Origin of the sequence: Paraburkholderia sp. RL18-085-BIA-A, assembly GCF_046027075.1 — a bacterium.
Taxonomy (GTDB): Bacteria; Pseudomonadota; Gammaproteobacteria; order Burkholderiales; family Burkholderiaceae; genus Paraburkholderia.
The window spans coordinates 1-13,313 of record NZ_JARESU010000100.1; the positions used below are offsets into that span (position 1 = coordinate 1).

10 protein-coding genes and 5 pseudogenes are annotated in these 13,313 nt (G+C 61.1%); 8 read left to right on the forward strand and 7 right to left on the reverse strand.

Annotation, left to right across the window (positions count from 1 at the left end; translation table 11 throughout):
* Window positions 1-289: 289 nt before the first annotated feature.
* Both P0D89_RS54695 and P0D89_RS38245 read left to right on the forward strand, forming a co-directional pair.
* A pseudogene (locus P0D89_RS54695) lies at window positions 290-463 on the forward strand (IS110 family RNA-guided transposase); the annotation flags it as partial.
* Window positions 464-820 (forward strand): annotated as a pseudogene (locus P0D89_RS38245) (DDE-type integrase/transposase/recombinase); the annotation flags it as partial.
* A gap of 56 nt (window positions 821-876) precedes the next feature.
* Here the strand turns inward: P0D89_RS38245 and P0D89_RS38250 are convergent.
* Window positions 877-1,028, reverse strand: a pseudogene (locus P0D89_RS38250) (IS6 family transposase); the annotation flags it as partial.
* A gap of 184 nt (window positions 1,029-1,212) precedes the next feature.
* Here P0D89_RS38250 and P0D89_RS38255 point away from each other — a divergent pair.
* The 6 genes and pseudogenes from P0D89_RS38255 (at window position 1,213) to P0D89_RS38280 (ending at window position 5,802) form a co-directional block, all read left to right on the forward strand.
* Window positions 1,213-2,114: pseudogene (locus tag P0D89_RS38255) on the forward strand (lipid A biosynthesis lauroyl acyltransferase).
* A 63-nt stretch (window positions 2,115-2,177) separates the two neighbouring features.
* Complete coding sequence (locus P0D89_RS38260; protein ID WP_408378140.1) at window positions 2,178-3,080, forward strand: MlaA family lipoprotein; 903 nt, start codon at window positions 2,178-2,180, stop codon at window positions 3,078-3,080.
* Between the two features lie 10 nt (window positions 3,081-3,090).
* Entirely contained in the window at window positions 3,091-3,336 is a 246-nt protein-coding gene (locus tag P0D89_RS38265) for a hypothetical protein (protein WP_408366689.1), read from the forward strand.
* Window positions 3,337-3,512: 176 nt separating this feature from the next.
* Window positions 3,513-3,631, forward strand: a pseudogene (locus tag P0D89_RS38270) (IS5/IS1182 family transposase); the annotation flags it as partial.
* A 72-nt stretch (window positions 3,632-3,703) separates the two neighbouring features.
* Window positions 3,704-4,414, forward strand: a complete 711-nt coding sequence (locus tag P0D89_RS38275; protein WP_408366731.1) for an IS6 family transposase — start codon at window positions 3,704-3,706, stop codon at window positions 4,412-4,414.
* Window positions 4,415-4,740: 326 nt separating this feature from the next.
* Complete coding sequence (locus P0D89_RS38280; protein ID WP_408366691.1) at window positions 4,741-5,802, forward strand: NAD(P)/FAD-dependent oxidoreductase; 1,062 nt, start codon at window positions 4,741-4,743, stop codon at window positions 5,800-5,802.
* 404 nt (window positions 5,803-6,206) lie between these two features.
* Here P0D89_RS38280 and P0D89_RS38285 read toward each other — a convergent pair whose 3' ends face one another.
* From P0D89_RS38285 to pflB, 6 genes are all read right to left on the reverse strand, one after another.
* Entirely contained in the window at window positions 6,207-6,461 is a 255-nt protein-coding gene (locus P0D89_RS38285; protein ID WP_408366693.1) for an RNA recognition motif domain-containing protein, read from the reverse strand.
* Window positions 6,462-6,465: 4 nt separating this feature from the next.
* Window positions 6,466-7,644: an acetate/propionate family kinase gene (locus P0D89_RS38290; RefSeq protein WP_408366695.1), complete on the reverse strand. Its 1,179-nt coding sequence runs from the start codon at window positions 7,642-7,644 to the stop codon at window positions 6,466-6,468.
* Window positions 7,645-7,654: 10 nt separating this feature from the next.
* A complete protein-coding gene (locus P0D89_RS38295; protein WP_408366697.1) occupies window positions 7,655-8,596 on the reverse strand; it encodes a phosphate acetyltransferase in 942 nt (313 codons plus the stop codon).
* A 99-nt stretch (window positions 8,597-8,695) separates the two neighbouring features.
* Window positions 8,696-9,889: an MFS transporter gene (locus tag P0D89_RS38300; protein WP_408366699.1), complete on the reverse strand. Its 1,194-nt coding sequence runs from the start codon at window positions 9,887-9,889 to the stop codon at window positions 8,696-8,698.
* A gap of 138 nt (window positions 9,890-10,027) precedes the next feature.
* Window positions 10,028-10,876 (reverse strand): pyruvate formate-lyase-activating protein, encoded by an 849-nt coding sequence (gene pflA / locus P0D89_RS38305; RefSeq protein ID WP_408366701.1) that lies wholly within the window; start codon window positions 10,874-10,876, stop codon window positions 10,028-10,030.
* A complete protein-coding gene (gene pflB, locus P0D89_RS38310; RefSeq protein ID WP_408366703.1) occupies window positions 10,876-13,140 on the reverse strand; it encodes a formate C-acetyltransferase in 2,265 nt (754 codons plus the stop codon). Before pflB ends, pflA begins: the two co-directional genes overlap by 1 nt.
* Between the last annotated feature and the right edge of the window lie 173 nt (window positions 13,141-13,313).

Consider the following 13,313-nt stretch of genomic DNA (forward strand, 5'->3'; position numbering starts at 1 on the left):
ATATGAACGCCTCCCGTTTGCGACGGTTTTTCGCGTGCTACGACTGCGACAGGATGGGTTGCAGCTTTATATTCGGGCTTTTTGCAGCCTGATACGCTGAGGCCCACTATGAAATCCGCTGGCCCGCACCTCATTTTTGGCCCGAGCTCGAAGCTCTTGGACAGATTCAGGTTTAGCGAGTCCCGGTCCGACCTGTCTTGAAAATCATCTAGCGGGCCTCCCACCGTCGTCATGGAGGCGGCGGGGTTAAAGTGAGTTTGCCAACTGCTTTAACCGGAGGGAGGCTGTGATGAAATATAGCGGAATTGACCTGCATTCGAATAACAGCGTCGTGACTGTGACCGACGAGGCGGACCGGGTGGTCGCAGAAAAGCGCCTGCCTAACGACCCGCCAAAAATCCTTGCGTTTCTGTCGCCATGGCAAGCGGAGCTGGCCGGCGTCGTGGTCGAATCCACGTTCAACCATCGTGACAAGGCTGCCGCCCGTCGTTATTTCGAGAAAGCCATGAATCAGAACGGCGCGCCTGAGACCGTTACCATGGACAAAAGCGGCGCCAATCTGGCCGCCATCCAGAGCATCAACGCTGAACGGGAAACGTCTGTGAAGGTCCGACAGGTCAGGGACCTCAACAACATTGTCGAACAAGACCATCGTGCCATCAAGCGCATCATCAACCCCATGAAGGGCTTCAAGGATTTCCGGTGCGCCCGCATCAATCTATCAGGCATCGAAGTGATGAACATGATCAGAAAAGGGCAAATGAAGGACGCCACCATCACGCGAACAGCGGCCGCTCAGTTCTATTCTCTACTGATTTAAGGAATCCTTGCCACAAAAGAAATTTTCGAATTGTCGGCCTTATCGCGACACAACCTTGTTTCGTACGTGACCACGACGCCACGTTCGAGCAACAACTCCCCGATATCGCGCAGGCTCAGGCTGAACCGGAATACCAGCGAACTGCGCAGCTGACGACGGCAGGGAAGCGGTGGCCGTGATAAAGCGATTTCGCTTTCGTCGCTTCAATTTACCGCCGCCTGCCCGTCAACCTGAGAGCGCCCCCGTCAGATTCAGTAATTTTGTATGTCATGTTCGTAACCAGTCGCTTACTCCTATGCTGTAGGATTGCCGGCTATTTTGCGAAGGGAGAGGTTTGAACAGCGGCTCGACCCGGCGGATTCAACCGGTGGAGGGCTTCTCCTTGCTGGGCCATGACCCATTCTGCGCAGGATAAACTTTTGGAAAAATTTGGCTTTGCGCTCATCGTAGTGCTGCTCCGCTCTTTGTCCGTGCTTCCTTTCAAGTTTGTCGCGAGGCTTGGTAGTGCACTTGGTGGAGCGCTATATGCGCTTCCGAGTCGTCGCAAACATGTGGTCCTCGTGAACCTTCGTCTCTGCTTCCCAGAGAAGACGATGCGTGAACGCGACGAGCTTGCGAGAGAACACTTTCGTCATGTAGTTCGCAGCTATCTCGAACGAGGTATTCAATGGTTTGGAAGCGCGCAGGCGATCAGGGATAGGGGGCAACTCGAAAGTGACATCGATCTCGATGACAAGAATGCGCCGCCTGCCATCTTTATGGGCTTTCATTTTGTGGGCATTGAGGTCGGTTGCATGCTCTACTCGACACGTTTCCCTGTCGCCTCTCTGTACACCCGCATGTCAATTGCGCGCTTGTGCGACATGGCCAGACGCCAACGGGGCAGGTTTGGCGCAGAGATGCTCGAGCGCACGACGAGCGCCAGAAGAATCGTGGCATTGCTGCGTTCGGGCAAGCCGGTCATGCTGGCGGCTGATATGGATCAGGGCGTCGACAATTCTGTTTTTGTCAGTTCTTCGGCGTTCCCACCTGTGCGCTGACAGCAGTTTCACGCCTCGCGGGACTGGGGGGCGCGCGGGTTGTACCCTTCGTGACCGAAGCGCTTCCTAACTACGAAGGGTATAGATTGAAAATCTTCAGGCCACTTAGCGATTTCCCGTCTGGAAGTGACACCGTCGACGCGCGTCGCATGAATGAGTTTCTTGAGGAACAGATCCTGAAATTCCCCGAGCAATATTACTGGGTGCACCGACGCTTCAAACATCGCCCACCAGGCATGCCGGCAGTGTATTAAATGCTTCGCATCGTCAAGGATCCATCCGGCGGCCAGCGCCGAGGCGACATCAGGAAAGCACCAATGGTAACAATCCGCGCCACAGGCATGGCGGTGGCGGCAGCACTTGTATTGGCGGGCTGCGCGACGGTAACGACACCCACCAAAGGCGATCCGCTCGAAGGACTCAATCGTACTGTCTTCACGCTTAACGACAAGGTCGACCAATATGGCTTGAAGCCGGTGGCACAGGCGTATGTATGGGCGCTGCCGCAGCCGATACGGGACAGTGTTACGAACTTCTTTTCAAACATCGGCGACGTGTACACGGCTGCCAACGATCTGCTGCAGTTGAAGATTACCGATGGCGTCGAGGATGTCATGCGCGTTGCCATCAATACGGTCTTTGGTGTCGGTGGCCTGTTCGACGTCGCGACGCTCGCGAGGCTGCCAAAGCACACGGCCGACTTTGGACTGACGCTCGGCCACTACGGCGTGCCGCCGGGGCCGTATCTCGTTCTGCCGCTGCTCGGTCCGAGCACCGTGCGTGATACCGCAGGAATGCTCGTCGAATTCGAAGGCGATCTGACAACGTTCGTCCAGCCGGTCTGGGTCCGCACGACCCTTTATGGCGTGCGGGTGGTCAGCTTGCGCGCATCGCTGCTCGGAGCAGGCGACCTCCTGGCGGGTGCCGCACTTGACAAGTATTCATTCGTGCGGGACGCGTATCTGCAGCGTCGCCAGTACCTGATCTCCGACGGCAATCCGGCGCCTCCGGTCTATAAAGACGACTCGGGTTCCGACGCGGACTCGTCCGGCATCAGCGCACCGGCGTCCGGAGCAGCTGGACAGTCCAGCACAGTTGTTCCCGCGCCCGTTGCTGCGAGCGCACCTGGGTCCGCCTCCGGTGCTGCTGGGTCGACCGTCCCAGGCCTACAGATGACGCCTGGACGTTATTACAGTTTGCCGAACCCACTGCCAAGGTAAGTGGTAGGCAATGAAAGATACGGCGATGATCTGCTCTGTGAAAGAAGCACGTGATGCGCTCAAAAGCGACCCGGACAATATGATCTGCATGGATAGGGATTTCAGATGCTGGATCCTGAAAGGCATTCGCGATAGTGCGGGTGTTACGACTGCAGACGGTGAAAACGTAGTCGAGATTTCTATAGACGTATTCGAGGAGTTATCGGAAGACATGGGCCAGGCATATTCGTCGGAGTTCTTCCAGTATTCCCCGTGAACATTAATCAGGTCGGCGTGAATCGGGCGGCTAGGCGGACAACCAAAGAGATCCGGGATTCTCGCTCCAGCCAGCCGTGGATTGACCTAGCAGGTTACTGAAATACCGGCAGTACACGTCCTCGCGGAGAGCCCGTGAAGCGTTGGTAGAAGGACCTCACCTGCCCCCTGGAGATCATGCGCGGCGCCGACACGTTCACTGAGAGTTTATTTTCCATGCGCAAGCTCGACGCTTCGTTCCGGCGTCATATCCACTGCGCTCGATTCGCGTCATGGCGAACGAGGTACTCGCGAAGGCTCCGGTGCAAATCGGAGGAGCGGATAGGTTAAGCTCGGGATTTGACGAGCGCGAGCAGGCTATGAGTAAGCTGACAGACATCGACAGGCTGTTCAACGGCCGTCACTTTGACCGCGAAGTCATCGTCGTGTGTGTGCGTTGGTATCTGCGTTACAAGCTCAGCCTTCGAGACCTCGTTGAAATAATGGCCGAGCGCGGGCTGTCGCTCGCGCACACTACGATCATGCGCTGGGTCAAACGCTTCACGCCGGAGTTCCTCAAGCGCTGGGACCGGTTTGCAAAATCCGCGAGTCGCTCGTGGAGAGTCGACGAAACGTATGTGAAAGTCCGTGGCAAATGGGTCTATCTTTACCGTGCAGTTGACCGCGCGGGAAAGACGGTCGACTTCCGGCTCAGCGCCAGGCGCGATGTCGCTGCGGCCAAGGCTTTCTTCGCAAAAGCGATCAGGAGTCAAGGGCTCGCTCCGAAGACAATCACGCTGGACGGTTACGCTGCGTCTCACCGCGCGGTGCGGGAAATGAAGGCGGACCAGTTTCTGCCCGCGGACACGACATTGCGATCGTCGAAGTATTTGAACAATTTGATCGAGCAGGATCATCGCAACATCAAGTCCAGGGTCAACGCAATGCTCGGCTTCAAACGCTTCAGGGATGCGGCCATTACGATATCGGGCGTGGAGTTGATGCATCGCATTCGCAAACGTCAGTTCAACCTCGCACGATTGCGCCTCAAAGATACCACTGCGCCGGCTGTTTGGAAGGCAGTCCTTTCAGCACGATGATGCATGGTGAATACACCGTTTTTTCGCTTGCGCCCGCAATTTGCACCATAGCCGTTTTGACTCTCTAGCTTCAAGTTGACAGCGCCGCGTCCACAGGTCCAGCAGCATGACACTAGCTGTCATGTTGCAAATCGTGTAAGTCAATCCTGACAAGAGATCGAGAAAGAGTCCATAGTGCGGATAGCTAAAGGAACCAATACTCTGGGTAATGCGCCTGTGCCTCGGGTCTGGTGTCGTTCGGCTCAAGGCGACTATTGAGCGAGCGAAGCAGGGGGCCCTGTCGAGCTATCGCGGGCCACCCGCGCACTTTCGACGAGAACTCAAGAATGAATGCTGAAACTCCACCATTTGCGCCAATCGAAACGGACTGCGTGATTATCGGTGCGGGTCCGATTGGTCTGTTCCAGGTGTTTGAACTCGGCTTGCTCGAAATTCGCGCACACGTCGTCGATTCCCTGGCCCGTCTCGGTGGACAATGCATCGAACTCTATCCAGAGAAGCCGATATATGACATTCCGTCGGTGCCGGTTTGCACCGGCCGAGAACTCACCGAGAATCTGTTGCGGCAAATCGAGCGGTTCAATCCGACATTCCATCTGGGGCAAGAGGTGACCGTCGTGCGCCAGCGCGACGACGGGCGTTTCCATGTGGAGACGTCGAACCACACCACATTCATCACGAAAACGATCTCCATTGCGGCGGGCGTAGGCGCGTTTCAGCCGCGCAAGCTCAAGGTGGAGGGCATCGATGCGTTCGAGGACAAGCAACTGTTCTATCGGGTCAAGGACTCGCACATGTTCGACGGTCGGCAGGTCGTCGTATGCGGCGGCGGCGACTCGGCACTGGACTGCGCGCTCGACTTCGTGGGGAAGGCTGAATCCGTGGTGCTGGTGCACCGGCGCGATGCCTTCCGCGCGGCGCCGGTGTCGGTCGCGCGGATGCGGCAACTGTGCGCGTGCTATGAGATGCAGTGCGAGATCGGGCAGGTGACGGGCTTCGATGCGCGGGACGATCGTCTCACCGCATTGAAGATCGCCGGCGGCGACGGCGTGACACGCCGGCTCGAGCTCGACTGCCTGCTGGTGTTTTACGGCCTGTCTCCGAAACTGGGGCCGATCGCCGAGTGGGGGCTCGAGATCGGTCGCAAGCAGATCGTCGTGGATACCGCGCGATTCGAGACCAGCACACCGGGGATCTTTGCGGTGGGCGACATCAACAGCTATCCGGGCAAGCGCAAGTTGATCGTCTCGGGCTTTCATGAGGCGACGCTCGCTGCCTTCGCGGCCGCCGAATACGTGTATCCGGGGAAGACGATCCACACGCAATACTCGACCACGTCACCGACGCTGCACAAGGTCTTGGGCATCGAATCGACGCTTGCTGTCTGAGCTGTTCCGGCCGCGGTGGATCGCGCGTGATGACGGGCCGGACTGCGGACGTGCCCCTGGGGCGCACGTCCAGACTCGGGAGGGAAATGGGTGGGTGTTCTGGGTGCGCCGAGAAAGAAGTAACCAGTAGCGGGCGCCACGCTATGGCGACCGCTCGCGGGTTCGAGACGACTGTGGCAGGTTCGGCGTCCCGGCCTTTGCCATGCGGCAAATAGCACCGAGGCTCCACAGGCATGCGGCTGCGACGAGAGGCGGAATTAGCACGACCAACACCGCCGCCAGCGCGATCTTCAAGACGAGCATTGTCATTCTCCGTTTGATATTCCGTTCAGTTCACGCCCGTCAGGGGACAGCAAGCCCATACTGGCGGTAACGTTTCATCAGGACCGCGTATTGTCCGGCGTCTAGCCTTGGTCCGAGAAGGACAGGATGTGAACGGCGAGCTCATGCTGGTCCCAATACATCCTCTCCAGACGATGTTTAACGCCCGTCAGCATCAACTCAGTTGCGCCGAAGATTTCAATCAATACGCCCGGGCGTGAAGCGTCGCCGTCAATGCGGACTATCGCGTCGATTTCGACCTGCGTATATTTGCGCACAAACGCACGGACGTCTTCGTCGCTCTTCTCCGGCGGCAGATTGCTGATCCAAAGTTTCATGTCTCTACACCTCCAGCAGGTCGAGTGTGTGCGTGGCGATCATGAGTTCTTCGTTGGTCGGAATCACCCATGCGGCGACTGGGCTGTCTGCCGTGCTGATCCTGGGGCCGTGACGCGCGTTCGCAGCGGCGTCGAGCGAAATGCCGAGCCATGCTGCGGCGCGGCACACCCGTTCGCGCACGGGCGGCGCATGTTCTCCGATGCCCGCCGTGAACACGATCGCGTCGAGGCCGCCGAGCGCGGCGACGAGCGAGCCGAGCTCGCGCGAGATCCGATAGCAAAACAGATCGACCGCGTTGGCCGCCGCAGGATCGTCACTTTCGAGCAGCGTGCGCATGTCGCTCGATATGCCGGACACGCCCAGCAACCCCGAGCGGTGGTAGAGCAGGTTCTCGATCGCGCGGGCGTCCATCTTGTGCTCGTCCATCAGCCACAGGAGAACTCCGGGGTCGAGGCTGCCGGTGCGCGTGCCCATCGGCAGGCCTTCGAGCGCAGTAAAGCCCATGGTGCTCGCGATGCTCCTGCCCTGGTCCAGCGCGGCCATGCTCGCGCCGTTGCCGAGGTGCAGCACGACTGTCTTGCCGTGAGCCGCGCACTCGTCATAACGGGGTAGGGCGGACGCGATGTACTCATACGACAGTCCGTGAAAGCCATAGCGCTTTACGCCTTGTTGCGCGATGTCGCGGGGTAGTGCGAACTGCGTCGCGATTGCAGGCTGGCCGTGGTGAAACGCGGTATCGAAGCAGGCGACCTGTGGCAACGCATGATGCCGCTCGGCGATCGCCCTGAGCGCGGCGAGGTGGTGCGGCTGGTGCAGCGGCGCAAGCGGCACGAGCGCTTCGAGGTTGGCGATTACCTCGTCGTCGACGCGCACGGCCGTCGCGTATCGGCTGCCGCCGTGCACAAACCGATGACCGGCGGCGATCGCCCGGTAGCCGGCCGCATGGCTATGCAGCCATTCGAACAGAAAAGCGATCACGCCCTCGTGACCGAGCGGTTCAACTGCAGACCAGCGCTCTTCTGCCAGCACTTCGCCGCTCGCGTGTTGGATCCGGAGGTGTGGATTAGTGTCGATTTCCTCGAAATTGCCTGTGCAGATGCGGCTGAGCGTAGCGCCGCTCACGCCGAAGACCGAGAACTTGACGCTTGACGAACCCGCATTGATCACCAGAATGACGTCCATGGAATACCCCTCAGCTGACGATCGCGCGCGACGTATCGCGCCGCGCGAGCGTAACCAGCGCCGCAACCGCGCAGGACGCGAGCCGGGCGACCACCGAATCCGCCCGGCTGGTCAGAATGATCGGGACGCGTGCGCCGAGCACGATCCCCGCCGCGTCCGCGCCGGCGAGGAACGATAGGCTCTTCGCAAGCATGTTGCCGGCCTCGAGGTCCGGCACGACGAGCACGTTCGCGCGTCCCGCGACTGGCGACGCGATGTTCTTGATCGCCGCGGCTTCCTGGCTGATCGCGTTATCGAGCGCGAGCGGGCCGTCGAGAATGCCGCCCTCGATCTGGCGGCGATCGGCCATCTTGCAAAGCGCCGCTGCTTCAACCGTAGACGGCACTTTCACATTGACCGTTTCCATCGCGGACAGGATTGCTACCCGCACTTCGGGAAAGTGCAGCGCATGAGCCAGGTCGATCGCGTTTTGCACGATGTGCATCTTGTCTTCCAGTGTCGGGGCGACGTTCACTGCGGCGTCGGTAATGATGAGTGGATCGTCGTGGCCAGGCACGTCCATCACGAAGCAGTGGCTGATGCGGCGTGCCGTGCGCAGACCCGTCTCGCGCGCGACGACGGCGGACATCAGCTCGTCGGTATGCAGCGAGCCCTTCATCAGTGCCTGCGCCTTTCCCTCGCGCACGAGGGCGACGGCCGCGTCGGCGGCCGCATGGCTATGCGGCACGTCGACGATAGGCATGCCCGACACGTCGAACCCTTGTTCGGCGGCGACGGCGGTGATCTTCGCCGCAGGGCCGACCAGCGTCGGCGCGATCAGCCCGAGCAGTGCCGCCTCGACAACGGCGCCGAGCGAGCTTTGATCGCAGGGGTGAGCGACGGCAGTCGGCGTGGGAGGCAGCGCCGTGGCCATCGAGACCAGGCGTTCGTATTTTTCGCGTTTGCGTTCCACAAGGTGCTCCATCATCAAGTCGTTCAAGAGATTTTGCGTGCTTCTGATCGAGCTCGAGGCTCGAGGTCCCGGCATCCCGGCCAACACGCGCCGGTTGCCTTACGTCGCCGTGCGCGCCGCGGCACCCGTCTCGCGCAGGAACAGCGTGAGCACGAGAGACAGGATGATCGCCCCAACCCAGATCAGATCCGCATGCTGGTAAGTCTGCAGCGTCAGCGGCATGCCGCCGGACAGACGCATCAGTGCGAGGCCGAACAAGGGCGCGAGGAACGCGCTGAGAACGAACACAAGGAAGTTCATTGCGCCGGCGGCGCTTCCCTTCACGCTCTCCGGGTTGACTTCCTTAACCATCGTGTAAGGGATCATCGCCGCGCCGGAGCCGATGCCGAACAGGAGGCCTCCGACATAAGGCGGCAAGAGCGCGGGCAGATAGACGATCGCCACGATCGATAGCAGCATGAGCACGATGCCGCCGACCAGCACGGGCTTGCGACGCCCGATCCGATCGGCGACATAGCCGAGCAGCGGTGCGCCGATGACCCAGCCGAGCGGAACCATCGACGAGCGGGCCACTGCTTCCGCGGCCGGCACGCCAAGGCCTTGGCGCAGGAAGTGGACGCCCCAGATCATGTCGCCGATTGTGGTCGGCATGAACAGCAATCCGCCCACGAAGCCGCACAGAAAGGACTGCGGATTCGTCAACACGACCTTGTACGGTGCGAACATGGACCACACAGACCCGCTGGCGGGTTCGCCGCGGCCCGGCGTCACGATGAGCACGAGGACGGCGACGAGCGCAGTGGGCACGGCGGCATAGGTCCAGAATGCCTGCCAGGAGACGACCCCGTGCACGAGCGGGCCGACGCCGAACTGTCCAGCGAAGCCGCCGAGCATCCCGAAGCATTGAGTAAAGCCGACCGCTGTGGCCAGCCAGCGCTGCGAGAAACCCCGCGTGGCAAGATACACGGCGCCCGTGAACGCGAACGCCGATCCCGCACCTTGCAGCAATCGTCCGACTTCGGCCGATGATGCCGCGCCGAGCCCGAACAAGGCGCTGCCGGCCGCCACCACCAAGGTGCCGGCGGCGAGGGGCAGCTTTGCGCCATAGCGGTCGAGCGTCGCACCCGCGATGATGGCGAAGCCCGCGTACGTGTAAAAATAAAGTCCCACCAGCGAGCTAACGCCAAGCGTGGTGAGCCCGAATGCCGCGCTAATCTCGGGGACCATCACGCCTGGCGCCGATCGGATCGCGTATTGGATGAAGTAAAAGACCAGCGCGAGAAGCCAGGCCATGAAAAAAGGCAACCGAGCCGCGTGCGTCGAGGGACCTGGGACGGTGCGGAGTACGTCGCCTGTCTCGGAAACTGACATCACAATTCTCCTCTTTGTAGTTGGAGCCACCGTATAGGGGCATGTCGTCGGGCAATTCGCTTATCTCGCGCGGCAGCCCTCGCCGCGAAATAGCGCAACGGCCTGCGCGGTCTGCGCGGCCGTACACGCGGCTTTGCCCTCGAGCGGGTAGTCGAGCCCCAGCCTGTTCCATTTGAACGCGCCCATCTGGTGAAACGGCAGCACTTCGACCCATTCGACGTTGCGCATCGGGGCCAGGAACCGGGCGAGCGCGCGGATATGGGTGGGCTCGTCGGTCAGGCCGGGCACCAGCACGTAGCGGACCCAGACCGGTTTGCCGAGCGCCGCGAGCCGCTCGGCGAAACGTAATGTCGGTACGAGATCCACGCCTGTGAGACGGTGGTAAAGCGCCGGGTCGGGCGACTTGATATCGAGCAGCACGAGGTCGACCTGGCTCAGATAGGCGTCGTCCGCCCGCGCACCGAGAAAGCCCGATGTGTCCAACGCGGTATGCAGGCCTTGTTCCTTTGCGGCCGCGAAGATTCGGCTAGTAAAGCCGATCTGCACGAGCGGTTCGCCGCCGGACAGCGTCAGGCCGCCGTTCATCGAGCGCAGCGCCGGCGCGAAGTCGGACAGACGCGCGATCGCCGCGTCAGCCGTTATCCGCGTGCCGCGCTTCAGATGCCAGGTATCCGGGTTATGGCAATACTGGCAACGGAGCATGCATCCGGCGAGAAACAGCGTGGCACGAACACCCGGCCCGTCGACGAGCGAGCCGGTTTCGAGCGAATGCACGTAGCCGAACGTGCCGATCCCGTCCGCGAACCCTTCCGTTTCCGGAGCGTCAGGCGAACGGATGGCGCCGAACTCGTGGCGGCTGCCCGACAACTCCGGACCGCCGGTATCAGGCGTAGCGTCTCGACGTTGCATCACACAGCTCCGTGGAAAGTGCGGTGGATGACGTCGAGCTGCTGCTCCCGCGTGAGACGAATGAAGTTCACCGCGTAGCCGGAGACGCGAATCGTCAACTGCGGGTACTTGTCCGGATGGTCCATCGCGTCAAGCAGCGTTTCCTTGTTCACGACGTTCAGGTTCATGTGATAGCCGCCCTGGCCGAAGTACGCATCGAACACGTCGATCGCGCGATCGAGTCCTTCTTCTTCGGCAAGACGCGTCACGGTCGGCACCACGGACACCGTATAGCTGATGCCGTCCTGCGCGTGCACGTAGGGCAGCTTCGCCACCGACAGGCACGATGCGAGCCAGCCGATCTGATCGCGGCCGTGCATCGGGTTCGCGCCTGGCGCGAACGGCACGCCGGCACGCCGTCCGTCCGGCGTATTGCCGGTGGCCTTACCGTACACCACGTTCGACGTGATGGTCAGCACCGACTGTGTAGGCATTGCCCCGCGATAGCACGGGTGCTTGCGCAACTTCATCATGAAGCGCTCAACCAGGTCGGCGGCGATCGAGTCGACGCGCTCGTCGTCGTTTCCGAACGCCGGGAAGGTCCCCTCGATCTGATAGTCCTCGACGATCCCGTTGGCGCCGCGGATCGCGGTGACCTTCGCGTGCTTGATCGCGGACAGGCTGTCGGCGACCACCGAGAGCCCGGCGACGCCGAAGGCCATCGTGCGCAAGATGTCCCGGTCGTGCAGCGCCATCTCCAGCCGCTCGTAGAAGTACTTGTCGTGCATGTAGTGAATGCAGTTCATCGCATGCACATAGGTGCGCGCGAGCCATTCCATCATCGCGTCGAACCTGGCCATCACCTCGTCATAGACGAGCACGTCGCCCGTGACGGCCGGCGCCGGGGGCGCCACCTGCTCGCCGCTGATCTCGTCGCGGCCGCCATTGATCGCGTAGAGCAGGCACTTCGCGAGGTTGGCCCGCGCGCCGAAGAACTGCATCTGCTTGCCGATGCGCATCGCCGATACGCAGCAGGCGATCCCGTAGTCGTCGCCGTGAAAGGGACGCATCTGATCATCGTTCTCGTATTGCACGGCCGACGTGTCGCGCGAGATCGCCAGGCAGAAGCGCTTGAACGGCTGAGGCAGATGCTTCGACCACAACACGGTCAAGTTGGGCTCGGGGGCCGACCCCAGGTTGCGCAGCGTTTGCAGCATGCGGAAGCTGGTGCGGGTGACCAGCGTGCGGCCGTTCAGGTCCATGCCGCCGATCGATTCAGTCGCCCAGTAAGGGTCTCCCGAGAACAGGCTGTCGTACTCCGGCGTGCGCAGGAAGCGGACGATGCGCAGCTTCTGGACGAGCTGGTCGATCAACTCCTGTGCGCCGGATTCGTCGAGCGTCCCGTCCGCGAGGTCGCGCTCGATATAGATGTCAAGGAACGTCGAGATCCGGCCAATCGACATCGCCGCGCCGTTGGCCTCCTTGACTGCGCCGAGATAGGCGAAGTAGGTCCATTGCACGGCCTCTGCCGCGGTTTGCGCGGGTCGCGCAAGATCGAAGCCGTACGCCTCTCCCATCTTGACGAGGTCGTGCAGCGCGCGGGTCTGCTCCGCCAGTTCTTCGCGCAGGCGGATGACGTCGTCGGTCGGCCACTCGTCGTCGATCTGAGCGCGCTCCGCCACCTTCTCGTCAAGCAGGCGGCCGATGCCGTACAGCGCCACGCGCCGATAGTCACCGATGATCCGGCCGCGGCCGTACGCATCCGGCAAGCCCGTGATGATGTGGGACTTCCGGCAGGCAAGGATCTCGGGCGTGTACACGTCGAACACGCCGTCGTTGTGCGTCTTGCGATATTGGGTGAAGATCTCGGCGACCTTCGGGTCAACCTTCATCCCGACGGAGCGCAGGCCGTTCTCGACCATGCGAAGACCGCCCCACGGCATGATGGCTCGCCTGAACGGTTTGTCGGTCTGCAGGCCGACAATCACTTCGTTGGGTCTGTCGATATAGCCGGGCGCGTGCGATGTCATCGTGGACGGCGTTGCGGGGTCCACATCGAGCACGCCCTTATGGGCTTCCTCGCGAAGGTACGGCTGCAGCGCGGCCCAAACGGCTTTCGTTCGCTCGGTCGGACCGGACAGGAAGGCGCAGTCGCCTTCGTAGGGCCTGACGTTGGCAACGATGAAATCCCTGACGTCGATGCGCTTCATCCACGGGCCAGGCGAGAATTCACGCCACGGGTCCGTGGTTTCGTCCATCTGATGGAAAGTCGAGAGTGTGCTCATTTCGCTGTATCCCTTCGCTATGTTGATCATTGGTCATTCGCCGGTCCTCGGTTTCCCGGTGAACGATATTTCCATCCCTCGGTGCACGGATGCGCGCGAACATCGAGAATTCTGTGTGAGTTCACTATCCACTCGCTGACGTAGAGTCGCTATGGATTACGTCTTGAGTTTTT

Coding starts and splice junctions, on each gene's coding strand:
- pflA (WP_408366701.1), bottom strand. CDS start 10,876: ATGCAACGTCGAGACGCTACGCCTGATACCGGCGGTCCGGAGTTGTCG.
- P0D89_RS38280 (WP_408366691.1), top strand. CDS start 4,741: ATGAATGCTGAAACTCCACCATTTGCGCCAATCGAAACGGACTGCGTG.
- P0D89_RS38285 (WP_408366693.1), bottom strand. CDS start 6,461: ATGAAACTTTGGATCAGCAATCTGCCGCCGGAGAAGAGCGACGAAGAC.
- P0D89_RS38260 (WP_408378140.1), top strand. CDS start 2,178: ATGGTAACAATCCGCGCCACAGGCATGGCGGTGGCGGCAGCACTTGTA.
- pflB (WP_408366703.1), bottom strand. CDS start 13,140: ATGAGCACACTCTCGACTTTCCATCAGATGGACGAAACCACGGACCCG.
- P0D89_RS38300 (WP_408366699.1), bottom strand. CDS start 9,889: ATGGCCTGGCTTCTCGCGCTGGTCTTTTACTTCATCCAATACGCGATC.
- P0D89_RS38265 (WP_408366689.1), top strand. CDS start 3,091: ATGAAAGATACGGCGATGATCTGCTCTGTGAAAGAAGCACGTGATGCG.
- P0D89_RS38290 (WP_408366695.1), bottom strand. CDS start 7,644: ATGGACGTCATTCTGGTGATCAATGCGGGTTCGTCAAGCGTCAAGTTC.